We start from the raw sequence: 24,857 nt of genomic DNA on the forward strand, positions 1-24,857 counted from the left end.
GGCTTTGATTTCTTGGACGCAAATACAATCAGGGCTGGCTTTTTCGAGCCAAGCTTCCACGCCCTTGCGGGCGGCCGAACGAATGCCGTTGAGGTTGAGGCTGGTTAGTTTGAACAAGGAATTTCCCCATGAGTCAGAGTGTGGCTGCCAACGATGCGTTGGCACAAGAATTTGTGCAATTTTCGCTGGATTGTGGCGTCCTGAAATTTGGGGAGTTCAAAACCAAAGCGGGCCGCATGAGCCCTTACTTTTTCAACGCCGGTTTGTTTGACGATGGTGCCAAGCTAGGCAAACTCGCCAGCTTTTACGCACAGCGCTTGGTGCAAAGCGGCATCGAGTTCGACATGATTTTTGGCCCCGCTTACAAAGGCATTCCTTTGGGTGCTGCGGTGTCGATTGAGTTGGCCCGCTTGGGGCGCAACGTGCCCTTTGCCTACAACCGCAAAGAAGCCAAAGACCACGGCGAAGGCGGCAGCTTGGTGGGCGCGCCACTCAAAGGTCGCGTGTTGATCGTGGACGATGTGATGAGTGCGGGCACGGCAGCTCGTGAATCCATTGCCCTTATCAAAGCCGCAGGTGCCACGCCGCACGCCGTGGCAATTGCATTGGATCGCCAAGAAATGGCCACCGAAAAACAAGCCGATGGCTCGACTAAAGACGTGCCCTACAGCGCCGTGCAATACGTGCGCGAGCAAGTGGGCTTGCAAGTGTGCGCGATTGCCGAGCTGAGTGATTTGCTCACCTACTTGAATGCGCAGCCCAGCAATGCGATGGGCGAGCATTTGGTACGCACGCAGGCGTACCGCGAACGTTATGGCGTCAACTAACTCAGCTTTTTCATCAACAGTTCGTTGACTTGGGCAGGGTTGGCCTTGCCCTTGCTGGCTTTCATGATGGGGCCGACCAAACCGTTCAAGGCTTTGGTGTTGCCGGCCTTGAACTCTTCCACGTTCTTGGGGTTAGCGGCCAGCACTTCGTCGATGATCGCTTCTAGCGCTCCGGTGTCGTTGATTTGTTTGAGGCCTTTGGCTTCGATCAGTGCATCGACATCGCCACCTTCAGACCACAGCGCGTCAAACACTTGTCGTGCCGCGTTGTTGCTGATGGTGTTGTCGGTGATGCGAGTGATCAACGCGCCGAGCTGTGCGGCACTCACGGGAATGTTGTCAAACGTCACTTCGCCGCTGTTTAAGCGGCGCGACACCTCGCCCATGATCCAGTTGCTGGCCAGTTTGGGTTGTCCGCAGGCTTTGGCCGTGGCTTCAAAGTAAGCCGCCGCCGCTTTGCTTTGCGTCAGCTGCGTGGCGTCGTATTCGGGAAGTGCGTAGTCTTTGACAAAGCGTTCAGCCATGACGCGTGGCAGCTCGGCCATTTCGCTTTTCACGCGCGCCACCCAATCGCGACCAATCACCAACGGTGGCAGGTCTGGGTCGGGGAAATAGCGGTAATCGGCAGCGTCTTCTTTGGTGCGCATGGCACGCGTTTCGCCGGTGTCGGGGTCAAACAAAACGGTGGCTTGCTGGATGGCGTGGCCGTCTTCGATTTGGTCGATTTGCCAACGCACTTCATAGTCGATGGCTTGCTGCATGAACTTGAAGCTGTTCAGGTTTTTGATTTCGCGGCGTGTGCCCAAGGGGGCACCAGGCTTGCGCACCGACACGTTGGCATCGCAACGGAACGAGCCTTCTTGCATGTTGCCGTCGCAGATGCCAATCCACGTGACGATTTTGTGCAGTTCTTTGGCGTAGGCCACGGCTTCTTCGCTGCTGCGCATGTCGGGCTGTGTGACGATTTCGAGCAACGGTGTGCCTGCGCGGTTGAGGTCGATGCCGCTCTGGCCAATGAAATCTTCGTGCAGGGATTTACCTGCATCTTCTTCAAGGTGGGCACGTTCTAAGCGCACGGTTTTGTGCACGGTCTCTTTGCCAACTTCTAAGAAGAACGACACCTCGCCGCCTTGAACCACCGGAATTTCAAACTGGCTGATTTGGTAGCCCTTGGGCAGGTCGGGGTAGAAATAGTTTTTGCGCGCAAAGATGCTGCGCTCGGCAATGTGCGCGTTGACGCCCAAGCCAAACTCAATGGCGCGTTCGACCGCGCCGATGTTCATCACGGGCAATGTGCCAGGCAGGGCCATGTCCACCGCGCAAGCTTGCGTGTTGGGCTCGGCGCCAAACGCCACTGAGGCACGGCTGAAAATTTTGCTCTTGGTGGAAAGCTGGGCGTGTGTCTCGAAGCCGATGACGACTTCGTAGCCTTGGACTAATTTGGGTGCAGTCATGTCAGATGCCCTCCGGTTTTTGGAGGTGATGGTCAGTGGCCAGTTGGTACTGGTGCGCGACGTTGAGCAAACGCGCTTCTTGCAAATAGTTGCCGATGAGTTGCAGTCCTACAGGCATATGGTCGGCACCAAAGCCCACAGGCACGCTCATGCCGGGCAAACCAGCCAATGAAGCGGGCAGGGTGAAGATATCGGCCAAGTAGTCGGCCAACGGGTCGCTGGCGTTGTTGCCCAGTTTCCACGCGACGGTGGGGGCGACGGGGCCGGCAATCACATCGCACTCGGCAAACGCGCGTTGAAAGTCGTCCGCAATCATGCGGCGAATTTTTTGGGCTTGCAGGTAGTACGCGTCGTAGTAGCCGTGGCTGAGCACATACGCGCCGGTCATGATGCGGCGTTTGACCTCTTCGCCAAAGCCTTCGGCGCGGGTCTTTTTGTACATGCTCACGAGATCGGTGTAGTCTTTGGCGCGGTGGCCAAACTTCACGCCATCAAAGCGGCTCAGGTTCGAGCTGGCTTCGGCGGGGGCAATGATGTAGTACACAGGAATGGCCAGTTCGGTGCGGGGCAGCGTGATGGGCACGAGCTTGGCACCTTGGGCTTCCAAGGTTTTGAGCGCGGCGTCAATCGCGGTGCGCACGTCAGATGCGAGGCCTTCGCCAAAAAATTCTTTAGGGATGCCAATGCGCAGGCCAGCCAAGCTGTCGTCCAGCTTGGCAGAGAAGTTCTCAGCAGGCACGTCGAGTGAAGTGGAATCACGGTCAAGGTCAGAGCCACACATCGCAGACAGCAACAACGCGCAGTCTTCGGCCGTGCGGGCCATGGGGCCGGCTTGGTCGAGGCTGGAGGCGTAGGCAATCAGCCCAAAGCGCGAGGCGCGGCCATAGGTTGGCTTGATGCCGGTGATGCCGCAAAAGCTGGCGGGTTGGCGGATGGACCCGCCCGTGTCCGTGCCGGTTGCAGCAGGCGCCAAACGTGCGGCCACTGCGGCAGCGCTGCCGCCTGACGAGCCGCCGGGAACGCGCGAGGTGTCCCAAGGGTTGGTGACCGCGCCGTAGGCTGAGTTTTCGTTGGCAGAGCCCATGGCGAACTCGTCGCAGTTGACTTTGCCCAAGGACACCATGCCAGCCGTGTTGAGTTTTTGCACCACGGTGGCGTCAAACGGTGAGCGGTAACCGCTCAAAATTTTGGAGCCTGCAGTGGTGGCGAAATCGCGGGTCACAAACACGTCTTTGTGTGCAATCGGCACGCCTTCCAAAGCGCCTGCTGTGCCAGCGGCAATGCGTGCATCGCTGGCTTGGGCTTGGGCCAGCGTGACTTCGCTGTCGATGTCTAAAAACGCGTTGTGTGGGTTGCCGCCTGTACGGGCCAAAAAGGCCGTGGCCACTTCGACAGCGCTGGCTTGCTTGGTTTGCAGCGTTTCGGCCAGTTGGGCCACGGTCATGTTGTGCAATTGGGTCGCAGATTGGGTCATGGTTTGGGCCTTACTCAATCACTTTGGGAACCAAGAACAAACCACGCTCCACGGCGGGGGCGCTGCGTTGGTTCAAGTCGCGTTGGTTGGGTTCGCTGGCCACGTCGGGGCGTAGGCGCAGCTCAATGTGTGCGCCTTGCATGGCGTCCACGGGATGGGCCATGGGCAACACGCCCGTGGTGTCGACGGCGCTGATTTGCGCGACGATGTCGAAAAAGTCATTAATTTTGCTGAGCATTCGCGCCTGTTCGTCAGGTTGTAGCTCTAGCCGGGCCAGGTTGGCGATGCGGCTGATGTCTTGGTCATTCAGGGACATACATATATGAGGGAAAAACCCGCGGTTTACGGGCGATGCGGTATTATCTCGCCTTTGTGTCCGCGCCCGCGGGCAAGCTTTGAGGACAGACATGTTTGGATCTTTTCGTCGGTATTTCTCCACCGATTTGGCGATTGACTTGGGTACCGCCAACACCCTGATTTATGTGCGCGACAAAGGCATCGTGTTGGACGAGCCCTCAGTTGTGTCCATTCGCCACGAAGGCGGCCCACAAGGCAAGAAAACAATTCAAGCCGTTGGCCACGAAGCCAAGGCCATGTTGGGCAAAGTGCCCGGCAACATCGAAGCCATTCGTCCCATGAAAGACGGCGTGATTGCTGACTTCACCGTGACCGAGCAAATGCTCAAGCAGTTCATCAAGATGGTGCACCCACGCTCGGTGTTGAAGCCCAGCCCACGCATCATCATTTGCGTGCCTTGCGGCTCAACCCAAGTCGAGCGTCGCGCGATTCGCGAATCTGCTTTGGGCGCTGGCGCCTCAGAGGTGTACCTCATTGAAGAACCCATGGCAGCGGCCATCGGTGCAGGTTTGCCTGTGTCTGAAGCGTCTGGATCCATGGTGGTCGACATTGGCGGTGGTACCACCGAAGTGGGCGTCATCTCCTTGGGTGGCATGGTCTACAAAGGCAGCGTGCGCGTGGGTGGCGATAAGTTTGACGAAGCCATCATCAACTACATCCGTCGCAACTACGGCATGTTGATCGGCGAGCCAACCGCTGAAGCCATCAAGAAACAAATCGGTTCTGCATTCCCTGGCTCTGAAGTCAAGGAAATGGAAGTCAAAGGCCGCAACCTGTCAGAAGGCGTGCCACGTTCTTTCACGATTTCGTCGAATGAAATTTTGGAAGCCTTGACCGACCCGCTCAACAACATCGTCTCCGCCGTGAAAAACGCCTTGGAGCAAACGCCTCCCGAGTTGGGCGCAGACATTGCCGAGCGCGGCATGATGCTCACCGGTGGTGGCGCGTTGTTGCGCGACCTTGACCGCTTGTTGGCCGAAGAAACTGGCTTGCCGGTCTTGGTGGCCGAAGACCCACTGACCTGTGTGGTGCGTGGTTGCGGCTTGGCCCTTGAGCGCATGGAGCGTTTGGGCTCCATCTTCACGAGCGAATAACTCAGTGCCACTGGGCACCCTCGACCGCTCCCCTCCGGCCTTCTTCAAGCAAGGCCCGTCCGCCGTCTCCAAATTACTTTTCTTCAGTGCCTTGTCGGTGTTGTTGATGGTGGCCGACGCGCGGTTTGGCGTGACCCAGCCTTTGCGTGCCACTTTGTCTGTGGCGCTGTATCCAGTGCAGTGGCTGGCCATGCGCCCGCAGGTGTTGGCTGAATATTCTGGTGAATACATGCAGGCCCGCGATGTGGCCCAAGCCTCGGAGCGTGACGCGCGTGAACAGCTGCTGGTGCAAGCGCGTCGCTCGGGCCAAGTGGAGCAGCTGGCGCTGGAAAACAAACAACTGCGCGAGCTGCTCAGCTTGAGCAAGCGACTCGAGTCCAAAGGCATTACCGCCGAAGTGTTGTACGACGCCGCCGATCCCTACACCCGCAAACTCATCATCAACAAAGGCTTGATGGATGGCATCAAAGCCAGCTCGCCGGTGATGGACGAGCATGGCATCTTGGGCCAAGTGACCCATGTCTTGCCCTTGGTCAGCGAGGTGACCTTGGTGACCGACCGTGAGCACTCCATTCCCGTGCTCAACACCCGCACCGGTGCGCGTGGCGTGGCCTACGGCGAAGCAGGCGGCGCACCTTTGCTAGAGCTGCGCTTCATGGCGACCAACGCTGACATTGAAGTGGGCGATATCTTGTCAACCAGCGGCGTGGACGGCATTTACCCACCGGGCGTGTTGGTGGGCAAGGTGAGCAAGGTAGAACGCCGTGCCGAAACCGCGTTTGCGCGCATCTTGTGTGAGCCTGTGGGCCGCGTGCAGGGTGCACGCCATGTGATGGTGTTGGAGCCTTTGAGCGACCAATTGCCGCCCCGTCCTCACATTGAAAAGCAAGCGCCTGTGGCCTCGCAAAAAGGAGGTCGCCGATGATCATGCCGCGCGGCCAGCAGCTGTTGTTGCCAGCCAATCCTTTGTTTGTCTTGTTCACTTTGATCACGGCCTTGTTTGCCAACATGGTGGCCAATATCAGCCTGGTGGGCAACGCCGCTTGGATGCCTGATTTCTTGGCGTTGGTGTTGGCGTTTTGGTGCGTGCACCAGCCCCGTTTGGTGGGCATTGGTGTGGCTTTCTTTTTGGGCGTGGCCTCGGATGTGCATCAGTCGGCCTTGTTGGGCCAGCACGCGATGAGCTACACCGCCTTGAGTTTCATGGCCATCATGGTCCACCGCCGTTTGTTGTGGTTCACGGTGCCTTCGCAGGCCATGCAAGTGTTGCCTTTGTTCTTGGTGGCACACGCTTTAGAGCTGACGGTGCGCATGATGTCTGGGGCTTTGTTTCCAGGTTGGATGATTCTTTTGGCACCGCTGCTTGAGGCCGTGTTGTGGCCCGTGGTCAGTGTGTTCTTGCTGGCACCACAACGCCGCGCACCCAACCCTGACTTGAACCGTCCCCTATGAGTGTGATTCGCGACATCGAGTCCGACCTGCGACGCTTCAGGTCGCGCATGGTGGTGGTCACGGCCGCGATTTTGGTGTTGTTTGGTTTGCTGTCGCTGCGCTTGTTTTACTTGCAAGTGGTGCGCTATGCCGAGCTCAATGCCCAAGCCGAGAGCAACCGCACCGCCATCGTGCCCATCGTGCCCAACCGGGGCGTCATCATGGACCGTAACGGCATTGTGTTGGCCACCAACTACTCTGCCTACACGCTTGAAATTACCGCTTCCAAAGTGGTGGTGCCGCTGGAAGAAGTGATCGAGCAGCTGTCTGGCGTGATCGACATTCAAGCGCGTGACAAACGCCGCTTCAAAAAGCAACTGGGCGAATCGAAAAGTTTTGAATCGGTACCGATTCGCAACCGTTTGACCGACGAAGAAGTGGCGCGTTTTGCGGCGCAGCGCTATCGGTTTCCGGGCGTTGAAATTCGTGCGCGTTTGTTTCGCAACTATCCCTACGGGCAGATGGCCAGCCATGTGATTGGCTACATCGGGCGTATCAACCCAGCGGAAAAAGGCAAGATTGAAGAGTCAGAAGACGCGGGCAATTACCGTGGCACGGACTACATCGGCAAACTCGGCGTCGAACAAAGTTACGAAAAACAATTGCACGGCACCACTGGCGTGCAAGAGATGGAAACCTCGGCGGGCGGCCGCGCGGTGCGCCGTCTCAACAGCAGCCAAGCCATTCCCGGCAACAGTGTGGTGTTGTCGATTGACATCAAGCTGCAAAAGCTGGTCGAAGATCTATACGGCAAACGCCGCGGCGCGTTGGTGGCGCTCGACCCCAAGACGGGCGAGGTGCTGGCCTTTGTGAGTAAGCCCACGTTTGACCCCAACTTGTTTGTAGACGGCATTGATTCTGAAAACTGGGCTGCGTTGAACGAGTCCATAGACAAGCCCTTGCTCAACCGTGCCTTGCGTGGCACCTACCCACCGGGCTCTACCTACAAACCGTTCATGGCGTTGGCGGCCTTGCAAACGGGCAAGCGCACAGAAAAAGCGCTCATCTCCGACCCTGGCTTTTTCATGTTTGGTAACCACCGTTTCCGCGACGACAAAGAGGGCGGGCATGGCACGGTGGACATGTACAAATCCATTGTCGAGTCGTGCGATACCTACTATTACTTGCTGGCGCGTGACATGGGCGTGGACTTGATGCACGACCAAATGAAGCCTTTGGGTTTTGGACAAATCACGGGCATCGACATCTTGGGTGAGTCGCGCGGCGTGCTGCCATCGACCGAATGGAAGCGCACCACTTACAAAAAGCCAGAGCAGCAGCGCTGGTACGCAGGCGAAACGATTTCGCTGGGCATTGGCCAGGGCTACAACAGCTTCACCATGCTGCAAATTGCGCATGCCATGGGTACGGTGGCCAACAACGGTTTGAAGATGAAACCGCACTTGGTGCGGGAGGTGGTGGACGTGGAAACCAAGGTGTCCACCCCCGTGGCCAAAGAGCCCGTGGGCCAGTTGCAACTGTTGGCTGAAAATTTGGAAATCATCAAAAAAGGCATGGTGGGCGTGAACATCGAGGGCACATCGGCCACCAGTTTTGTCGGTGCACCCTATGTGAGCGCTGGCAAGACCGGCACGGCACAGGTGTTCACGGTGAAGCAAAACGAAAAGTACAACGCCTCAACGATCGACGAACGCATGCGCGACCACGCTTTGTTTGTGGCGTTTGCACCCGCCGACGACCCCAAAGTGGCTTTGGCCATGGTGGTTGAGAACGCAGGCTTTGGTGCGCAAAATGCTGCACCCATTGCACGCCGCGTGTTTGACTTTGTCATCATGGGCCAATACCCCTCGCAAGAAGACATTGATGCCGTACAAAAAGGCCAAGCCACTCGCCCGATTGGCAAACCACGCGCCGTGGCCAGCGTGCCGTGGCCTCCGAAAGCGGCGGAGCTGGCAGTAGAAGAGCCGATCGTGGCGGCTTCGGCGACAGCTAAGGCGACGTCTGCATCTAGTGCTGCTGTGGCTCAAAAGCCTGCGGCAAGCGGCGCACGCTAAACATCTTCAGCGCAAGAACGCGTCGTAGCTGGTTTTGCAAATCAGCGCACTCACCACCACGATGAACATGCCGCGCACAAAGCCTGCGCCATGTTGCAAAGCCATTCGCGTGCCCAGCAAGCTACCCGCCACATTGGCCATGGCCAATGGCAAGGCCATGTGCCACCACACATGACCCTTGTAGGTGAACAACACCAGCGCGGCAATATTGCTGGCTAGGTTTAGCAGCTTGGCTGCCACTGAGGCATTGAGAAAGTCGTAGCCCAGCCAACGCACCAGCAAAAACACAAAAAAGCTACCCGTGCCCGGACCAAAAAAACCGTCGTAAAAACCAATCGTCAAGCCAATGGCGCTGGTGGCCAGCAACTCGGCACGGCCATGAAACCGCGGCGCATGGTGGCGGCCCATGTCTTTGCGCATCAGGGTGTAGAACAGCACCACCAGCAAAACGATGGGCAGCAAGCGCCTTAAAAACTCAGCCGACACAAGCGTGACCAGCCATGCACCAGCAAATGAGGCCAGCATGGTGGTGATGGCTGCAGGTAGCAAGGCAGACCAACTCACATGGATGCGGCGGCTGTATTGCCAAGTGGCAAAGGCCGTGCCCCACATGGATGCACTTTTGTTGGTGCCAAACAAAGTGGCGGGCGTGGTGTTGGGATAAGCCGCAAACAAGGCCGGCAGCAAGATCAGGCCACCGCCGCCCACAATCGAGTCCACAAAGCCTGCCAAGGCGGAGGCAAAGGTGGTGAAGAAAAGTTCCATGCGGGAATTGTGGTCTGAAAAATCGGGACTAAAAAAGCAAAAGGCACCGGGGTGACCGGTGCCTTTTTTGGGTGACGCCCCTTAAGAAGCGTCTGTTGTATTTGTCTCCTCAGACCCTCGTGATACAGCGCTGCCGCTGCATCGAGTGAGAGCACTGTAAGCCGCGCCCAAGTGCGGTTTGCCTAGGACATTCCCTTGAGGAAAAACCCTAGACGTTTCGCGTCAGGCCTGTTCTGCCGCGTGGGCCAGCCACTGTGCAGCTTTTTCAGCCATCATCAACGTAGGGCTGTTCGTGTTGCCACTAGTGATGGTGGGCATCACGCTTGCGTCAACCACGCGCAGTCCGCGCACCACGCCGCCGCGACCATCGCGCACGCGCAACTCGGGGTCGACCACGGCCATCGCGTCGTCTATGCGGCCCATGCGCGCCGTGCCCACGGGGTGGAAGATGGTGGTGGCAATATCGCCCGCTAAGCGCGCCAAGTCTTCGTCGGTTTGGTATTGCACGCCGGGTTTGAATTCCTCGGGTTTGTATTTGGCCAATGCAGGTTGGGCGGCGATGCGGCGTGTCACGCGCAGCGAATCAGCCGCCACTTTGCGGTCAGCTTCGGTGCTCAGGTAGTTAGGGGCAATCTTGGGTGCATCTGCAAAATTCGCGCTGGTGATGTTGACCGTGCCTCGGCTGGTCGGGTTCAAGTTACACACGCTGGCAGTGAACGCGTTGAAGCTGTGCAGCGGCTCACCAAAGGCATCCAAGCTGAGTGGTTGCACGTGGTACTCAATGTTGGGGTAGGGCTGGTCTGGGCTGCTGCGGGTGAACGCGCCCAGCTGCGAAGGCGCCATGCTCATGGGGCCGCTGCGCTTGAAGGCGTATTCCAAGCCAATTTTGGCTTTGCCCCACCAGCTGCTGGCCAAGGTGTTGAGCGTGTCCACGCCTTGCACTTTGAAGACCGAGCGAATTTGCAAATGGTCTTGCAGATTGGCGCCCACGCCTGGCAGGTCGATGACGGGTTCAATGCCGTGCTGTTTCAGCAAGTCGGCGGGGCCTAAGCCCGACAGTTGCAAAATTTGTGGTGTGCCAATGGCACCCGCGCACAGCACCACCGATTGTTTGGCTGTCACAGTGATGTGCTCTTGGCCAGTCCACACCTCTGCACCCGTGCAGCGTTGCGTGCCATCGGCATCGGTGCTCATGACCAGCTTGGAGACTTGCGCAGAAGACCACAACTCAAAGTTGGGGCGTGCGTAGCAAGCGGGGCGAATAAATGCCTTGGCCGTGTTCCAGCGCCAGCCGCTTTTTTGGTTCACTTCAAAGTAGCCCACGCCTTCGTTGCTGCCACGGTTGAAATCGTCGGTGGCTGGAATACCCGCTTGCACGGCTGCTTGGGCAAATGCATCCAGCACGTCCCAACGCAAGCGTTGCTTCTCCACGCGCCATTCGCCGCCAGCAATGTGGTGGCGCAAGGTTTCGCCGTACACCGTGGTGTCGGCCAGTAGCACGTCGCTTTTGTGCCCTTTGGCGCCGTGCGAGGCATTAGCGCCCGCATGGTGGTCTTCGTGCAATTTGAAATACGGCAGAGCGTTGTCCCAGCGCCAGCGAGCGTCGCCTGTGATGTCGGCCCATTGGTCGTAGTCACGTGCTTGACCGCGCATGTAAATCATGCCGTTGATGCTTGAGCAGCCGCCTAGCACTTTGCCACGTGGGTATCGCAAGCTGCGGCCGTTAAGGCCTGCATCGGGGGCGGTGTTGTAGAGCCAGTCTGTGCGTGGGTTACCAATGCAGTGCAAGTAGCCCACGGGGATGTGAATCCAGTGGTAATCGTCTTTGCGGCCGGCTTCGATGAGCAGCACGCGTTTGCTGGCGTTGGCGCTCAGGCGGTTGGCCAGCAAGCAGCCGGCTGTGCCTGCGCCGACGATGATGTAGTCAAACTGGGTGTCACTCATGCAGATGTCTCAACTCTTTGTTGTTGTGTGCAGGGATGGTAGCTTGCTTGTTTGCGTTTGTTGTAGTTGTAGTTGTAGTTGTAGTTGTAGTTGTAGTTGTGAGCGAAGGGGCTGGCTGGGGCAGTGTGTTTTGCTCCTCGTCTGCTGCGCAGCAGACGAGAAGCAAAACATGTTGCCCCAAGCTGCCGCTGCACACGCAACAGCGCCTACCCCAAACTAAGAGAAGTTACTTAGACGTGGGCATCACAAACTCAGCGCCCTTGCCAATGCTCTCAGGCCAACGCTGCATGACGCTCTTTTGCTTGGTGTAGAAACGCACACCTTCTTCGCCGTAGGCGTGCATGTCGCCGAACAAGCTTTTCTTCCAGCCACCAAAACCGTGCCAGGCCATGGGCACAGGGATTGGCACGTTGATGCCGACCATGCCCACCTGGATGCGGCGTGAAAATTCGCGCGCCACGTTGCCGTCGCGGGTGAAGCAGCTCACGCCGTTGCCAAACTCGTGGGCGTTGATCAGGTCCACGGCTTGTGCGAAGTCGGCCACGCGCATGCAGCTCAACACTGGGCCGAAGATTTCTTCTTTGTAGATGCGCATGTCGGGGGTGACGTTGTCAAACAAAGTGCCGCCCATCCAGAAACCGTCCTTGCAGCCTTCGCCCGCCGTTGACGCGTCAAAGTTGCGGCCGTCGACCAACAAGCGTGCGCCTTCTTTGACGCCTTGCTCGATGTAGCCGGTGATGCGCTTGTGCGCAATGTCGGTCACGATGGGGCCCATCTCGGCAGCTAGGTTTTCACCGTTGAGCACTTTCAAGGCTTTTGTACGCTCAATGAGTTTGGGCATCAAGCGGTCAGCCACATCGCCCACCAACACAGCCACGCTGATGGCCATGCAACGCTCACCGGCTGAACCGTAGGCGGCGCCAATCAAGGCGTCGACGGCTTGGTCGATGTCGGCATCGGGCATGACGACCATGTGGTTCTTCGCGCCGCCCAGGGCTTGCACGCGCTTGCCGTGGTGGGCGCCAGTCTCATAAATGTAGTTGGCAATGGGTGTGGAGCCCACAAAGCTCACAGCCTTCACATCGGGGTGGACCAACAACGCGTCGACGGCTTCTTTGTCGCCTTGCACCACGTTGAACACGCCGTCTGGCAAGCCTGCTTGCTTGAGCAATTCAGCCATGAACAGTGCGGGCGTTGGGTCAATCGGGCTAGGCTTCAAGATGAAGGTGTTGCCGGCGGCGATGGCCACGGGGAACATCCAAGCGGGCACCATGACGGGGAAGTTGAAGGGGGTGATGCCAGCCACCACCCCGAGGGGTTGGCGCATGGTCCAGTTGTCGATGCCGGTGGACACTTGCTCAGTGAAGTCACCCTTGAGCAACTGAGGAATGCCGGTGGCGAACTCGACGATGTCGATGCCACGGCTCACTTCGCCTTGGGCGTCGGTGAACACTTTGCCGTGTTCGGCCGTGATCATGTGGGCCAACTTGTCTTTGTTGGCATTGATCAATTCCAAGAACTTGAACATCACACGTGCGCGGCGCAGGGGCGGGGTGTCGGCCCAAGCTGGGAAAGCTTTTTGTGCAGCAGCGACAGCGGCGTTGACATCGGCCACATTGGCCAAGCTCACGTTGCCGGTGACGGCGCCCGTGGCTGGGTTGTAGACGGGCTGTGTGCGGGTGCTGCTGCCGTTGGCAACGGCACCGTTGATGTAATGCGCGATGTGATGTGTCATGGTGTGTCTCGGTTTATAAAAAAGATAGGGCAGTGTAGGTAGAGCTTGGGTATCAAACAAGTGCGAAAAATTGAATTGATTGTTCAAAATGGTGAACAATCAAGCTATGAATGAGCAAAAAATCAGCGAGCTTTGGCACCACCTGCATTGGCTGAGTGTGCTGGCGCAGCAGGGCAGCTTCACTGCGGCAGCTGCACGTTTGGGCGTGAGTAAAGCGGCCATGAGCCAGCGCATAGCCGAACTCGAACGAGCCGCCCGCGTGCCCTTGGTGCAGCGCACCACGCGCAGCGTGCGCTTGACCGAGGCAGGCCAGCGGCTGGTGGACGACACCCGCGCGTCGTTTGACCAAATCGAACACAGTTTTGCGCAAGTGCGCGACTTGGCGGGCGTGCCCAGTGGCCTCTTACGTGTGACAGCGCCTGTGGCCTTTGCGCGTCAGCAACTGGCGCCACGTTTGGCTGACTTTTTGCGCGAATACCCAGACGTTCGCTTAGAACTGGACATGTCAGACCGTCTCAGCACCTTGGCCACGGAAGGTTATGACTTGGCCATTCGCCACACGGCACGACCGCCCGACACGCATGTGGCGTGGACCTTGTGCAGCACGCACTCGGTGTTGGTGGCCAGCAAAGCCTATTTGCGTCGTGCGGGGACGCCGCAAACGCCAGCAGATTTGCAGGCGCACAACTGTCTGCACTACCTCCGCGCGCAAGATACGCCCACGTGGACACTGCAGCGTGTGTTGCCCAAAGCCAAAGAAAAAGCGAATCAAGAAAGCATCACCGTGCCCGTCACAGGACAGTTGGCTGCCAACAACAGTGAAGCTTTGCGTGAGGCCGCGTTGACGGGGCTAGGCATCGCACTGCTACCAGACTTCAGCGCACAAGCGTCGTTGCAGCAAGGCAAGCTGGTGCAGGTGCTGCCCGACTGGCAGCCCGTGAGTGCGTTTGCCGAACAGCTGTATGCCATTCGCCCTTATTCGCCCCATGTGCCACGTGCGGTGACGGCGTTTGTGGACTATTTGCGCTTTGCGTTGGCACGTGGTTTCGCGGTTGAAAGCTAGTGGCGATCAGCGTCCGCCAGAAATGTCCATCAAGCTCATGGTGGTGTAACTCGCGGCATCGCTGAGCAGCCACACGATGGCTTGCGCCACTTCCTCGGCTGTTCCGGCACGTTGGAGCGGTATCAAATGCGCCAAGTCGCGCGCCCGATTAGGCAAGCCACCTGAGGCGTGGATTTCGGTGTCGATGAGCCCAGGCCGCACGGCATTGACGCGAATGCCCTCGGCCGCCACTTCTCGTGCCAAGCCAATGGTGAAGGCATCGATGGCCCCCTTGGCTGCGGCGTAGTCCACATACTGGCCAGCACCACCCAGTCGTGTGGCCGCGCTAGACACGTTCACAATGCTGCCGCCAGAGCCACCATGCGCAGTGCTCATGCGGCGAACGGCTTCACGTGCACAGGCCATCGAGCCCAACACGTTGATGCGCATCATGCGTTCCCAGCGTTCCCAGCTTTGCGATTCGACTTTGGCGGTCACGTCGACCACGCCTGCGCTGTTGACGAGCCCTGAAATGCGGCCTAATTTGGCGTCCACCTCAGCGAACATCCGCATGATTTGCGCTTCGTCCCCCACATCCGCTTGTACCGAAATGGCTGTGCCGCCTGCGGCTTGTATCTTTTCCACGACGGTTTCAGCCGCGGATGCGTTGCTGGCATAGTTCACCGCCACGGCCCACCCTTGTTGGGCAGCCAGCAAAGCTGTGGCCGCACCAATGCCGCGGCTTGCGCCAGTGATTAAGAGAATTGGCTTCATGTGTGTCTCCAGAAAATTGTTTGCAGATAGCAAACACCATACATCGATGTTCATCAAACCAGAGTAACCTGACGGACATTCGCACTCAATACTTAGAGAAAGAGATTTGATATGACCGTTCGACTCCACGCCGCCGATGGCTTTGAATTGCCCGCTTATGTGGCCCACCCCAAAGGCACACCCAAAGGTGCCATCGTTGTGTTGCAAGAGATTTTTGGCGTCAATGCGCACATCCGCGAAGTGGCCGATGGCTATGCAGCGCAAGGCTATTTGGCTGTGGCTCCCGCCACGTTCCATCGCGCCAAACACGGCGTGGAGTTGGGCTACACGCCCGACGACATGCAAGCCGGCATGGTGCTGAAAACAGCAGTTGAGTCCCTGCCCGTTCCGGGCGTGATGGCCGACATCCAAGCAGCGGTCGATTACGCGGCCAAAACCAGTGGCGGCAAAGTGGGCATCGTGGGCTACTGCTGGGGCGGCTTGCTGACTTGGCGTGCCGCAGCCATGGTGACCGGCTTGAGCGCCGCTGTGCCTTACTACGGCGGTGGTTCAACCACAGACGAAGAAATGGCCCGTCATCCTCACTGCCCCGTGCTGGCCCACTACGCCGAGCAAGACCATTGGATTCCTTTGGACACCGTTGAAAAGTTCAAGCACGCACATCCTGAGGTGGAGGTGCATTTGTACCCAGCCGACCACGGGTTTAATTGCGACCACCGCGGCGCTTATCAAGAGGCGTCAGCTAAGATGGCTTTGCACCGCACTTTGGCTTTCTTTGCCAAGCACGTCGGCTAAGCGTTATTTGATCGATGTGTGGTTGCGCGTTCTGCCCAGCACCGTTGTGGTGGCATGAAACAAGGCCACCACCACAAAGCACCCCATGAAGTCACCCAACGCCATCGCGGCGCTTTTTTGCCAAAGCTCTTCACTAGTGGTGACGCCTTGAGTGATGTACAGCAGGTTATGCACGATGCCGTTGAGCATGCTGGCCGCCAGTGACAGCAGCACGATGTGGTGATAGCGCAGATTGCTGAGGTCCGGGCGGATGTGCAGCAAGCGCATCAAGCCAAAGGCCGCCATGGGGTAGGTCATCAAACTCACGAAGGCGAAGTAGACGATGGACGCCATCGACTTGTCAGGCCAAATGCCAGCGCCTAAGTAAATGCCCACCACCAGCAAGCCTACGATGGCAGGCATGCGCCCGACTAACACTGCCAATAATTTCACGCCGGCAGGTAAGAACAACAAGCTGATGCCTGCCGCGTAAACAAACTGCGCGTCAAAGTATTGGTTCAGCCGAAATGACAAGCTAAACAAAATACCCGAAGTCACTGCGGTGGCAATGTGTGACCAGCGAACTTCGGGCAGTTGAATCATGACAAACCGTTCAGTTTTTTAGCGGCGTCGATGGCGAAGTAGGTCAGCACCCCATCTGCGCCTGCGCGCTTGAAGGCCAGCAGACTTTCCATCATCACCGCGTCGTGCTCGAGCCAGCCGTTTTGAGCGGCGGCCTTGAGCATGGCGTATTCGCCGCTGACTTGGTAGGCGAAGGTGGGGACTTTGAATTCGTCTTTCACGCGGCGCACCACATCGAGGTAGGGCATGCCGGGTTTGACCATCACCATGTCTGCACCTTCGGCGATGTCTAAGGCGACTTCGCGCAAGGCTTCATCGGTGTTGCCTGGGTCCATTTGGTAGACCTTTTTGTCGCTTTTACCCAAATTGGCGGCAGAACCCACGGCATCGCGGAAGGGACCGTAAAACGCGCTGGCGTATTTGGCGCTGTAGGCCATGATGCGGGTATGAATGTGGCCCTTTGCTTCGAGCGCTTGGCGAATCGCACCAATGCGTCCATCCATCATGTCGCTGGGGGCCACGATGTCGACGCCAGCATCGGCTTGGGTCATCGCTTGTTTGACCAGCATGGTGGTGGTTTCATCATTCAGAATGTAGCCAGTGTCATCCAGCAAGCCGTCTTGGCCGTGGCTGGTAAAGGGGTCGAGGGCTACATCAGTCATGATGCCCAGCTCTGGAAAGCGCTTTTTTAATTCGCGCACCACATGCGGCACCAGGCCGTCTGGATTGGTGGCTTCCATGCCATCTGGCGTTTTGAGGTGGCCGCTGATCACGGGGAACAAGGCCATGACGGGGATGCCTAGTTTCACGCATTGCTCTGCCACGGGCAGCAGCAAATCCAAGCTCACGCGGTCCACGCCCGGCATCGAGCCCACGGCCTCGCGGCGCTTTTCGCCTTCCAGCACGAAGACGGGGTAAATCAAATTGTTCACGCTCAGGGTGTTTTCGCGCACCAAGCGGCGGGTGAAGTCGTCACGGCGCAAACGGCGAGGGCGGTTGGCGGGGAAGGGGGCGAATGGGTGTTGCATGGATGAAATTGTGCCTGTTTGTGGGTGTCACCTGTGCGAAATATGCGGTGTTACCCCCATTGATGGTGCTTGGGTGACTTGTTAGATTGCTTTCGGGCGGCTTGCTGCTCCCCGCTGTTCCTCCCTAAGCGGGCGTCACCTGCTTGACCGCAAGTGGCGACTTAGCCCGACCTTGTGTCGGGCTTTTTTTGAGCGCGGCTAAACTGGCTGCATGCTATTTATCAAATCATTTCACATCATCTTCGTGGCCAGCTGGTTTGCGGGCCTGTTTTACTTGCCTCGAATTTTTGTGAACCTGGCGATGGTGACGCCCGGCTCCGAAGCCGAAGAGGCGCGTTTGCTACTGATGGCGCGCAAGTTGATGCGCTTCACCACGCTGCTGATGCTGCCCGCCATGGCCTTGGGTTTGGTGTTGTGGCTCTACTACGGCATCGGCTTAGTGGGGGGCGGCAACGGCTGGATGCATGCCAAGCTGACCATCGTGTTGCTGGCGCTTGGCTATCACCACGTTTGCGGCCGTATGTTGCGTAAATTTGAAGCGCGCGCCAACACACGCGGCCATGTGTGGTTTCGCTGGTTCAACGAGATTCCCGTGGTCTTGTTGACCATCGCTGTGATCTTGGTGGTGGTCAAGCCTTTTTAAAACACGCCTTGGCCCATGCGCAAAACCTCCGCTTGGCCTCTCTCGCAAATATGCGTGGCGCTCGTTGTCTACGCCAGCCTGTATCCGTTTGACCATTGGCGTGACCAAGGCATTTGGACGTGGTCATTTTTAACTGCGCCTTGGCCTCAGTATTGGCTAGGTTTCGATGTGGTGGCCAATGTGCTGGGCTATGCGCCGCTGGGCTTTTTTTTGACCCTGAGCGCCATGCGCATGGGCTGGCAAACCCGAGCGGTGTTGCTGCCGACTTTGGCGGCGGCGTTGTTGTCGCTGACCATGGAAGGGTTGCAAAGCTATTTACCGGCACGCGTGCCGTCATTGCCTGACTTTTTGCTCAACACCTTGGGTGCCTTCATTGGCGCGGTGCTGGCCAATTCGCTGGAGCATTTGGGACTGCTACGCCGCTGGAGCCAGTTTCGTGCGCGTTGGTTTGTGCGCGACGCTTACATGGCCTTGGTGTTGATGGCCGTGTGGCCAGCGGCGCTGTTGTTTCCAGTCGCTGTGCCCTTGGGGCTGGGTCAAGTCTGGGAGCGCGTGGAAGACGCGCTGACCAGTGCCTTTGACGCGACGCCGTTTGAAGACTGGATTCCCCTGCGTGCGTTTGAGCTAGAGCCTCTGCTGCCAGGTGCTGAGCTGCTATGCGTGATGCTGGGTTTGCTCGTGCCCTGTCTGCTGGGCTTTGGCGTGATTCGCCAAGCAGGGCAACGGTTTTTGTATGTCTTGGCTGTGCTGGGCATGGCCCTGGGCATGAGCGCGTTGTCTGCGGCGCTGAGCTACGGTCCGATGCATGCATGGACTTGGTTGAATTTACCAGTGGTACTGGGCTTGGTGTTTGGTTGCGTGGTGGCCTTGGTGTTTTTGCCGCTGTCGGCCCGCACGGCGTGGACGTTTTTGTTATTGGCCCTCTTGGTGCAGCAAAGTGTTCTCAATCAATCCCCTGAGAGTGCCTATTTCGCACAAACCTTGCAGACGTGGGAGCAGGGCCGCTTCATTCGATTTCACGGACTTGTGCAATGGGTGGGCTGGCTTTGGCCCTATGCCGTGTTGATGCTGGCGCTGGTGCGCTTGTCGCGTGAGCGCAGCACACAAAACTAAAATCAAGCCATGACACAAACCTCGTACTACAAACACCATATTTTTTTCTGCCTGAACCAGCGTGACAACGGTCAAGACTGCTGTGCCAATCACGGTGCCCAAGCAACGTTTGACCACTGCAAAGCCCAAGTCAAAGCAGCGGGCCTCGCAGGCGTGGGCGGCGTACGTGTCAACAAAGCGGGCTGCCTAGACCGTTGCGCAGGTGGCCCCGTGGCGGTGGTCTATCCTGAAGGCGTCTGGTACACGGTGATGGACAAGGACGACGTGAACGAGATTGTTGAAAGCCATTTGAAAAACGGCCAAGTGGTGGAGCGCTTGGTGGTGCCCGCCAATGTGGGGCGCTGAGTCATGAATTCGCAAACCCAAAAGATCACGCTGCACGGCGAAGCGGGCGTCATCGAAGCTTTGCGCGACGAGCCCGAAGGTGCTTCGCGCGGCGTGGCGATCGTGGCGCACCCCCACCCGCTGTTTGGCGGCACGATGGACAACAAAGTGGTGCAAACGCTCGCACGTGCTTTTGTGCAATGCGGCTGGACGGTGGTGCGCTTTAACTTTCGCGGCGTGGGTGCTTCGGCTGGTGAGCACGATGCAGGCGCAGGCGAGGCGCGCGACTTTTTGAGTGTGGTGGCGCAAGTCGCACCCAGCGGCCCATTGGCCATTGCTGGCTTCTCGTTTGGTTCGTTTGTGGCCAGCCATGCCTTGGCTGAGTTGCATGCGCAACGTGCGATTGAAAAAGTGGCCTTTGTGGGCACAGCGGCGCAACGCTTCACTGTGGCAGCTGTGGCGCCAGAGTTGCACGACAAGACCTTGGTGGTGCATGGCGAGCAAGACGACACCGTGTCACTGGCTTCGGTGATGGACTGGGCACGCCCGCAAAGCCTGCCCGTGACGGTGGTGCCAGGTGGCGGTCATTTCTTTCATGGACAATTGCCGCTTCTCAAGAATTTAGTGGTGCGCCATTTGAAGGGCTAACCCCTTAGTTCTTTGACTTCTTTTTCATTTGAAGATCGCCATGACACGATTCCTGCGCACCACATTCATCGGCTTCTTGATGGGCTTGATTGGCGTGTTTCAGGCGCAGGCCCAAGTGCCGCAGCCGCCTGAAATTGCCGCACGCGCCTATTTATTGGTGGATTTGACGGCGCAACAAACGTTGGCTGAGTTGGATGCAGACAAGTCGATTGAGCCAGCTTCGTTGACCAAGCTCATGACCGCCTACATCGTGTTTGACGCGCTCAAGGCCAAAAAAATCAGCCTGCAACAAACGTTTGGCGTCAGCGAGCGCGCTTGGAAGATGCCAGGTTCTCGCATGTTCATCGACCCCAAGATGAAGGTGCCAGTCGAAGACCTCATCAAAGGCATGATTGTTCAGTCAGGTAACGACGCCACCATGGCTCTGGCCGAAGGCGTGGGGGGCACGGTAGAGCACTTTGTGCAAATGATGAATGCCCAAGCCAAAGTGTTGGGCATGAAGTCCACCGGTTACAAAAATCCAGAAGGCTTGACCGAGCCCGGCCACACCACCACCGCGCGTGATCTGAGCATCTTGGCCAGTCGCTTGATGCAAGATTTTCCTGATTACGTGGGCTACTACGCCATCAAAAAATACCGTTACCCCGGCACGCCGGCCGCGAACGAAACCAACCGTAATTTGTTGTTGTTCCGCGACCCCAGCGTCGACGGCCTTAAAACTGGCCACACCGACGCGGCTGGTTTTTGTTTGATCGCCACCGCCAAGCGCGATGCGCCAGGGGTGGGTCAGCGCCGATTGCTGTCCATCGTGTTGGGTGCGTCCAGTGAGAACGCCCGTGCCACCGAAACGCAAAAGCTGTTGAATTGGGGCTACAGCGCGTTTGACGCCATCAAGTTGTTTGACGCCAACCAAGCGGTGGTCACGCCCAATGTCTGGAAAGGTCGTGGCAACCAAGTCAAACTCGGCCGCTTCTCGCCCATCGTGGTGGCGGTGCCCGCAGGTGCTGCCGGACGCATCCAAACCCAAGTGGCCCGTCCAGAGCCTTTAGTGGCCCCGCTCAACCGCGGTCAAGTGGTTGGGGCTTTGAAGGTCACTTTGGACCAAAAGCCGCTGGTCGATGTGCCTTTGCTGGTGCTCGAGACCGTTGAGCAAGCCGGCGTCATGGGCCGGGCCTGGGACGCTGTGCGTTTGTGGGTGAAGTAAGTCCTATTTAGGCATTTCGGCCTAGGTTTGCTTGGCATTGGCGATGCTGATACACTAGAAGGCTTTTCGGAAATTCCGAAGGGATTCACGTTTTCTTTTTATTTCAACGTTTAGGGACGTTACAAACAATGCCAACCATCAATCAATTGGTGCGTCAGGGGCGCGAGGTCGAAACGATCAAGTCCAAAAGCCCTGCGATGCAAAACTCTCCACAACGCCGTGGCGTGTGCACCCGCGTGTACACCACGACGCCTAAGAAGCCTAACTCTGCGCTGCGTAAAGTTGCCAAAGTTCGCTTGACCAACGGTTTCGAAGTTATTTCGTACATCGGCGGTGAAGGCCACAACTTGCAAGAACATAGCGTTGTGCTCGTGCGCGGCGGTCGTGTCAAAGACTTGCCAGGTGTGCGTTACCACATCGTGCGCGGTTCGCTCGATTTGCAAGGCGTCAAAGACCGTAAGCAATCGCGTTCTAAGTACGGCGCTAAAAAGCCTAAGGCTAAGTAAGCACTGATCTTTTGATCAAACAGGTGCTGTTTCCCGCGTGGCGCGGTGAATCAGCGTAGTGACCCGCTGTGGGTCGAGTAAGTGAAAACCAAAATGGTTTTTGCGGTGTCTGAACAAGATGCCAACTGAAGCAAATAAGAGGTGAAATATGCCACGTCGTCGCGAAGTCCCTAAACGTGAAATCTTGCCGGATCCAAAGTACGGCAATGTTGAGCTGTCTAAATTCATGAACGTGATCATGGAAGGCGGCAAGAAAGCTGTTGCTGAGCGCATCATTTATGGTGCCTTGCAACAAATCGAACAAAAATCGGGCAAAGATCCGCTCGAGTTGTTCAATGTGGCCATCAACAACGTCAAGCCCATGGTGGAAGTTAAATCCCGCCGCGTGGGTGGTGCCAACTACCAGGTGCCCGTTGAAGTCCGTCCAGTTCGTCGCTTGGCTTTGTCCATGCGTTGGTTGAAAGAAGCTGCCCGTAAGCGCGGTGAGAAGTCCATGGCTTTGCGCTTGGCCAACGAATTGTTGGAAGCCTCCGAAGGCCGTGGCGGTGCCATGAAAAAGCGTGACGAAGTTCACCGCATGGCCGAAGCCAACAAGGCATTCAGCCACTTCCGCTTCTAAATTCAAAGGTAAAAAATGGCTCGCAATACCCCCATTGAGCGCTATCGCAACATTGGTATTTCAGCGCACATTGACGCTGGTAAAACCACCACGACAGAGCGTATTCTTTTTTATACCGGTGTGAACCACAAGATCGGTGAAGTGCATGATGGCGCCGCCACCATGGACTGGATGGAGCAAGAGCAAGAGCGTGGCATCACGATCACTTCTGCTGCCACCACTTGTTTCTGGAAGGGCATGGATGGCTCTTTCGCTGATCACCGCATCAACATCATTGACACCCCTGGCCACGTTGACTTCACCATTGAAGTTGAGCGTTCCATGCGCGTGCTCGATGGTGCTTGCATGGTTTACTGTGCTGTGGGTGGCGTGCAACCCCAGTCTGAAACTGTGTGGCGTCAAGCTAACAAGTACAAAGTGCCACGTTTGGCCTTTGTGAACAAGATGGACCGTACAGGTGCCAACTTCTTCAAGGTCGTGGACCAGATGAAGTTGCGCTTGAAGGCCAATCCTGTGCCAATCGTGATCCCAATCGGCGCTGAAGACAACTTCACCGGCGTGGTTGACCTTCGCAAAATGAAAGCCATCATTTGGGACGAAGCGTCTCAAGGTATGAAGTTCACTTTTGAAGAAATCCCAGCCAACTTGGTGGAGTTGGCCAAAGAGTGGCGCGAGAAGATGGTGGAAGCTGCGGCTGAAGCCTCTGAAGAGTTGATGAACAAGTACCTTGAAGAAGGCGACTTGACTGAAGAAGAAATCACACATGGCCTGCGTGTGCGTACCATCAACAGCGAAATTCAACCCATGTTGTGCGGTACAGCGTTCAAGAACAAAGGCGTTCAACGTATGTTGGATGCAGTGCTTGAATTGATGCCTTCTCCGTTAGACGTGAAAGCCATCAAGGGCTTTGACGAAGACGAAAAAGAAGTCATCCGTAAAGCGGATGACAACGAAAAATTCTCTGCCTTGGCATTTAAGTTGATGACCGATCCATTTGTGGGTCAGTTGACTTTCGTGCGCGTTTATTCTGGCGTTCTGAAAAAGGGCGACACCGTGTACAACCCTGTGCGCGGCAAGAAAGAACGTATTGGTCGTATCGTGCAAATGCACGCGAACAACCGTGAAGAAGTTGATGAAATCCGTGCGGGCGACATCGCTGCTTGCGTGGGTTTGAAAGACGTGACCACAGGCGAAACCTTGTGCGATCCAGCAGCCGTGATCACCTTGGAGCGCATGGTGTTCCCTGACTCCGTGATTCGCCAAGCTGTTGAGCCAAAGACCAAAGCTGACCAAGAAAAAATGGGCATGGCTTTGTCTCGTTTGGCTGCAGAAGATCCTTCATTCCGCGTGCAAACCGACGAAGAGTCGGGCCAGACCATCATTGGTGGCCAGGGCGAATTGCACTTGGAAATTATTGTCGACCGCATGAAGCGCGAGTTCGGTGTTGAAGCCAACGTGGGCAAGCCTCAAGTGGCTTACCGCGAAACCATCCGTAAGACTGTCGAAGAAGCCGAAGGCAAATTCGTTCGTCAATCCGGTGGTAAGGGTCAATACGGTCACGTGGTTTTGAAGGTTGAGCCTCAAGAAGCTGGCAAGGGTTTCGAGTTCGTTGACGCTATCAAAGGTGGTGTGGTTCCTCGCGAATACATCCCTGCGGTGGAAAAAGGCGTGATCGAAGCTTTGGGCCAAGGCGTGTTGGCTGGTTACCCAGTCGTTGACGTCAAAGTGACCTTGCACTTCGGTTCGTACCACGATGTGGACTCGAACGAAATGGCCTTCAAGATGGCAGCCATCTTTGGTTTCAAAGAAGGTTGCCGCAAAGCTCAACCAGTCATTCTGGAGCCCATGATGGCTGTTGAAGTTGAGACACCTGAAGACTACGCTGGTAGCGTGATGGGCGACTTGTCCTCACGTCGCGGCATGGTGCAGGGTATGGACGACATGGTCGGTGGTGGTAAAGCAATTAAAGCTGAAGTGCCATTGTCTGAAATGTTCGGCTACTCAACCACACTGCGTTCGATGTCGCAAGGCCGTGCAACTTACACGATGGAATTCAAGCACTACGCTGAAGCTCCTCGTAACGTTGCAGAAGCCATCGTGGCTGCTCGCGCAAAATAAAAAACCCCATGGGGCTGCGTCAAGCGGCCCCTGTCTGCGACGATGCGCCGCCCTGTTACCCGTGCGGGGCGAATCAGCAGCATCGTGCAAACATAAAACCTGTACACGGGTACTGCTCTTTGGAGAAAAGAAATGGCAAAAGGAAAATTTGAACGTACCAAGCCGCACGTGAACGTGGGCACCATTGGTCACGTCGACCACGGCAAAACAACTTTGACCGCAGCGATCACCACGATCCTGTCTTTGAAGTTTGGCGGCGAAGCTAAGGCTTACGACCAAATTGACGCGGCTCCAGAAGAAAAAGCTCGCGGTATCACGATCAACAC

At 57.1% G+C, this 24,857-nt stretch carries 25 protein-coding genes and 1 pseudogene; 16 read left to right on the forward strand and 10 right to left on the reverse strand.

The genetic code is table 11. The features are described 5' to 3' along the window. Positions 1-117: pseudogene (locus RMR24_RS05700) on the reverse strand (exodeoxyribonuclease III); the annotation flags it as partial. An 11-nt stretch (positions 118-128) separates the two neighbouring features. On the opposite strand from RMR24_RS05700, the gene pyrE reads away from it, so the two are divergent. Further along, positions 129-827, forward strand: coding sequence for an orotate phosphoribosyltransferase (gene pyrE, locus RMR24_RS05705; protein ID WP_310614120.1), 699 nt, complete (start codon positions 129-131; stop codon positions 825-827). Here pyrE and gatB read toward each other — a convergent pair. The 3 genes from gatB to gatC are packed head-to-tail and all read right to left on the reverse strand — an operon-like array spanning position 824 to position 4,071. Beyond that, entirely contained in the window at positions 824-2,281 is a 1,458-nt protein-coding gene (gene gatB, locus RMR24_RS05710; RefSeq protein WP_310614121.1) for an Asp-tRNA(Asn)/Glu-tRNA(Gln) amidotransferase subunit GatB, read from the reverse strand. The genes pyrE and gatB overlap by 4 nt on opposite strands. A 1-nt stretch (position 2,282) precedes the next feature. After that, positions 2,283-3,755 (reverse strand): Asp-tRNA(Asn)/Glu-tRNA(Gln) amidotransferase subunit GatA, encoded by a 1,473-nt coding sequence (gatA, locus tag RMR24_RS05715; RefSeq protein WP_310614122.1) that lies wholly within the window; start codon positions 3,753-3,755, stop codon positions 2,283-2,285. Positions 3,756-3,765: 10 nt separating this feature from the next. Beyond that, positions 3,766-4,071, reverse strand: a complete 306-nt coding sequence (gene gatC, locus RMR24_RS05720; protein ID WP_310614123.1) for an Asp-tRNA(Asn)/Glu-tRNA(Gln) amidotransferase subunit GatC — start codon at positions 4,069-4,071, stop codon at positions 3,766-3,768. A gap of 91 nt (positions 4,072-4,162) precedes the next feature. Here gatC and RMR24_RS05725 point away from each other — a divergent pair, with 91 nt between their 5' ends. The 4 genes from RMR24_RS05725 to mrdA are packed head-to-tail and all read left to right on the forward strand — an operon-like array spanning position 4,163 to position 8,712. Next, a complete protein-coding gene (locus tag RMR24_RS05725; RefSeq protein ID WP_104796817.1) occupies positions 4,163-5,206 on the forward strand; it encodes a rod shape-determining protein in 1,044 nt (347 codons plus the stop codon). Positions 5,207-5,210: 4 nt separating this feature from the next. Next, positions 5,211-6,131 (forward strand): rod shape-determining protein MreC, encoded by a 921-nt coding sequence (gene mreC / locus RMR24_RS05730; RefSeq protein ID WP_310614124.1) that lies wholly within the window; start codon positions 5,211-5,213, stop codon positions 6,129-6,131. Further along, on the forward strand, positions 6,128-6,658 hold the full coding sequence (gene mreD, locus RMR24_RS05735; RefSeq protein WP_310614125.1) for a rod shape-determining protein MreD: 531 nt from the start codon (positions 6,128-6,130) through the stop codon (positions 6,656-6,658). Before mreC ends, mreD begins: the two co-directional genes overlap by 4 nt. After that, the gene (gene mrdA / locus RMR24_RS05740; RefSeq protein ID WP_310614126.1) at positions 6,655-8,712 is read left to right on the forward strand and encodes a penicillin-binding protein 2; all 2,058 of its coding nucleotides are present in this window, start codon (positions 6,655-6,657) and stop codon (positions 8,710-8,712) included. Before mreD ends, mrdA begins: the two co-directional genes overlap by 4 nt. 6 nt (positions 8,713-8,718) lie before the next feature. Here the strand turns inward: mrdA and RMR24_RS05745 are convergent, their stop codons facing one another. The 3 genes from RMR24_RS05745 to RMR24_RS05755 all read right to left on the reverse strand — a co-directional run bounded on the left by RMR24_RS05745 (position 8,719) and on the right by RMR24_RS05755 (position 13,156). After that, positions 8,719-9,477, reverse strand: coding sequence for a TSUP family transporter (locus RMR24_RS05745; RefSeq protein WP_310614127.1), 759 nt, complete (start codon positions 9,475-9,477; stop codon positions 8,719-8,721). A 222-nt stretch (positions 9,478-9,699) separates the two neighbouring features. Next, positions 9,700-11,421, reverse strand: a complete 1,722-nt coding sequence (locus RMR24_RS05750; protein ID WP_310614128.1) for a GMC family oxidoreductase N-terminal domain-containing protein — start codon at positions 11,419-11,421, stop codon at positions 9,700-9,702. 226 nt (positions 11,422-11,647) lie between these two features. Next, positions 11,648-13,156: a CoA-acylating methylmalonate-semialdehyde dehydrogenase gene (locus RMR24_RS05755; protein ID WP_310614129.1), complete on the reverse strand. Its 1,509-nt coding sequence runs from the start codon at positions 13,154-13,156 to the stop codon at positions 11,648-11,650. A gap of 106 nt (positions 13,157-13,262) precedes the next feature. Between RMR24_RS05755 and RMR24_RS05760 the strand changes: the two genes are divergently transcribed. Continuing rightward, positions 13,263-14,219: a LysR family transcriptional regulator gene (locus tag RMR24_RS05760; protein ID WP_310614130.1), complete on the forward strand. Its 957-nt coding sequence runs from the start codon at positions 13,263-13,265 to the stop codon at positions 14,217-14,219. A 6-nt stretch (positions 14,220-14,225) separates the two neighbouring features. Here RMR24_RS05760 and RMR24_RS05765 read toward each other — a convergent pair whose 3' ends face one another. Further along, positions 14,226-14,972: an SDR family oxidoreductase gene (locus RMR24_RS05765; RefSeq protein WP_310614131.1), complete on the reverse strand. Its 747-nt coding sequence runs from the start codon at positions 14,970-14,972 to the stop codon at positions 14,226-14,228. A gap of 111 nt (positions 14,973-15,083) precedes the next feature. On the opposite strand from RMR24_RS05765, the gene RMR24_RS05770 reads away from it, so the two are divergent. Then, positions 15,084-15,767 (forward strand): dienelactone hydrolase family protein, encoded by a 684-nt coding sequence (locus RMR24_RS05770; RefSeq protein ID WP_310614132.1) that lies wholly within the window; start codon positions 15,084-15,086, stop codon positions 15,765-15,767. 3 nt (positions 15,768-15,770) lie between these two features. On the opposite strand, the gene RMR24_RS05775 is transcribed toward RMR24_RS05770, so the two are convergent. Beyond that, positions 15,771-16,349, reverse strand: a complete 579-nt coding sequence (locus tag RMR24_RS05775; protein ID WP_310614133.1) for a hypothetical protein — start codon at positions 16,347-16,349, stop codon at positions 15,771-15,773. After that, positions 16,346-17,356, reverse strand: a complete 1,011-nt coding sequence (hemB, locus tag RMR24_RS05780; protein ID WP_310614134.1) for a porphobilinogen synthase — start codon at positions 17,354-17,356, stop codon at positions 16,346-16,348. Before hemB ends, RMR24_RS05775 begins: the two co-directional genes overlap by 4 nt. A 211-nt stretch (positions 17,357-17,567) precedes the next feature. Between hemB and RMR24_RS05785 the strand changes: the two genes are divergently transcribed. From RMR24_RS05785 to RMR24_RS05825, 9 genes are all read left to right on the forward strand, one after another. After that, positions 17,568-17,999, forward strand: coding sequence for a CopD family protein (locus RMR24_RS05785; protein ID WP_310614135.1), 432 nt, complete (start codon positions 17,568-17,570; stop codon positions 17,997-17,999). A gap of 15 nt (positions 18,000-18,014) precedes the next feature. Beyond that, a complete protein-coding gene (locus RMR24_RS05790; RefSeq protein WP_310614136.1) occupies positions 18,015-19,112 on the forward strand; it encodes a VanZ family protein in 1,098 nt (365 codons plus the stop codon). A gap of 9 nt (positions 19,113-19,121) precedes the next feature. After that, complete coding sequence (locus RMR24_RS05795) at positions 19,122-19,457, forward strand: (2Fe-2S) ferredoxin domain-containing protein (RefSeq protein ID WP_310614137.1); 336 nt, start codon at positions 19,122-19,124, stop codon at positions 19,455-19,457. 3 nt (positions 19,458-19,460) lie between these two features. Then, on the forward strand, positions 19,461-20,084 hold the full coding sequence (locus RMR24_RS05800) for an alpha/beta fold hydrolase (RefSeq protein ID WP_310614138.1): 624 nt from the start codon (positions 19,461-19,463) through the stop codon (positions 20,082-20,084). Between the two features lie 79 nt (positions 20,085-20,163). After that, positions 20,164-21,288 (forward strand): D-alanyl-D-alanine carboxypeptidase family protein, encoded by a 1,125-nt coding sequence (locus RMR24_RS05805; RefSeq protein ID WP_310614142.1) that lies wholly within the window; start codon positions 20,164-20,166, stop codon positions 21,286-21,288. 128 nt (positions 21,289-21,416) lie between these two features. After that, a complete protein-coding gene (gene rpsL, locus RMR24_RS05810; protein WP_011466063.1) occupies positions 21,417-21,794 on the forward strand; it encodes a 30S ribosomal protein S12 in 378 nt (125 codons plus the stop codon). Between the two features lie 148 nt (positions 21,795-21,942). Further along, positions 21,943-22,413: a 30S ribosomal protein S7 gene (rpsG, locus tag RMR24_RS05815; protein WP_310614139.1), complete on the forward strand. Its 471-nt coding sequence runs from the start codon at positions 21,943-21,945 to the stop codon at positions 22,411-22,413. Positions 22,414-22,428: 15 nt separating this feature from the next. Next, positions 22,429-24,531, forward strand: coding sequence for an elongation factor G (fusA, locus tag RMR24_RS05820; protein WP_310614140.1), 2,103 nt, complete (start codon positions 22,429-22,431; stop codon positions 24,529-24,531). Between the two features lie 132 nt (positions 24,532-24,663). After that, a partial coding sequence (locus tag RMR24_RS05825) for a GTP-binding protein (protein WP_310614141.1) occupies positions 24,664-24,857 on the forward strand: 194 nt, incomplete at its 3' end.

It is taken from the genome of Limnohabitans sp. (assembly GCF_031539105.1).
In the GTDB taxonomy this organism is placed as follows: Bacteria; Pseudomonadota; Gammaproteobacteria; order Burkholderiales; family Burkholderiaceae_C; genus Limnohabitans.

Bases quoted from the DNA above. Each gene is read 5' to 3' on its own strand.
- RMR24_RS05760 (WP_310614130.1), top strand. From the start codon at position 13,263: ATGAATGAGCAAAAAATCAGCGAGCTTTGGCACCACCTGCATTGGCTG.
- gatA (WP_310614122.1), bottom strand. From the start codon at position 3,755: ATGACCCAATCTGCGACCCAATTGCACAACATGACCGTGGCCCAACTG.
- gatC (WP_310614123.1), bottom strand. From the start codon at position 4,071: ATGTCCCTGAATGACCAAGACATCAGCCGCATCGCCAACCTGGCCCGG.
- RMR24_RS05790 (WP_310614136.1), top strand. From the start codon at position 18,015: ATGCGCAAAACCTCCGCTTGGCCTCTCTCGCAAATATGCGTGGCGCTC.
- rpsL (WP_011466063.1), top strand. From the start codon at position 21,417: ATGCCAACCATCAATCAATTGGTGCGTCAGGGGCGCGAGGTCGAAACG.
- mreD (WP_310614125.1), top strand. From the start codon at position 6,128: ATGATCATGCCGCGCGGCCAGCAGCTGTTGTTGCCAGCCAATCCTTTG.
- hemB (WP_310614134.1), bottom strand. From the start codon at position 17,356: ATGCAACACCCATTCGCCCCCTTCCCCGCCAACCGCCCTCGCCGTTTG.
- rpsG (WP_310614139.1), top strand. From the start codon at position 21,943: ATGCCACGTCGTCGCGAAGTCCCTAAACGTGAAATCTTGCCGGATCCA.
- RMR24_RS05770 (WP_310614132.1), top strand. From the start codon at position 15,084: ATGACCGTTCGACTCCACGCCGCCGATGGCTTTGAATTGCCCGCTTAT.
- RMR24_RS05725 (WP_104796817.1), top strand. From the start codon at position 4,163: ATGTTTGGATCTTTTCGTCGGTATTTCTCCACCGATTTGGCGATTGAC.
- RMR24_RS05775 (WP_310614133.1), bottom strand. From the start codon at position 16,349: ATGATTCAACTGCCCGAAGTTCGCTGGTCACACATTGCCACCGCAGTG.
- gatB (WP_310614121.1), bottom strand. From the start codon at position 2,281: ATGACTGCACCCAAATTAGTCCAAGGCTACGAAGTCGTCATCGGCTTC.
- RMR24_RS05800 (WP_310614138.1), top strand. From the start codon at position 19,461: ATGAATTCGCAAACCCAAAAGATCACGCTGCACGGCGAAGCGGGCGTC.
- mrdA (WP_310614126.1), top strand. From the start codon at position 6,655: ATGAGTGTGATTCGCGACATCGAGTCCGACCTGCGACGCTTCAGGTCG.
- fusA (WP_310614140.1), top strand. From the start codon at position 22,429: ATGGCTCGCAATACCCCCATTGAGCGCTATCGCAACATTGGTATTTCA.
- RMR24_RS05765 (WP_310614131.1), bottom strand. From the start codon at position 14,972: ATGAAGCCAATTCTCTTAATCACTGGCGCAAGCCGCGGCATTGGTGCG.
- pyrE (WP_310614120.1), top strand. From the start codon at position 129: ATGAGTCAGAGTGTGGCTGCCAACGATGCGTTGGCACAAGAATTTGTG.
- RMR24_RS05755 (WP_310614129.1), bottom strand. From the start codon at position 13,156: ATGACACATCACATCGCGCATTACATCAACGGTGCCGTTGCCAACGGC.
- RMR24_RS05805 (WP_310614142.1), top strand. From the start codon at position 20,164: ATGGGCTTGATTGGCGTGTTTCAGGCGCAGGCCCAAGTGCCGCAGCCG.
- RMR24_RS05795 (WP_310614137.1), top strand. From the start codon at position 19,122: ATGACACAAACCTCGTACTACAAACACCATATTTTTTTCTGCCTGAAC.
- RMR24_RS05750 (WP_310614128.1), bottom strand. From the start codon at position 11,421: ATGAGTGACACCCAGTTTGACTACATCATCGTCGGCGCAGGCACAGCC.
- RMR24_RS05745 (WP_310614127.1), bottom strand. From the start codon at position 9,477: ATGGAACTTTTCTTCACCACCTTTGCCTCCGCCTTGGCAGGCTTTGTG.
- RMR24_RS05785 (WP_310614135.1), top strand. From the start codon at position 17,568: ATGCTATTTATCAAATCATTTCACATCATCTTCGTGGCCAGCTGGTTT.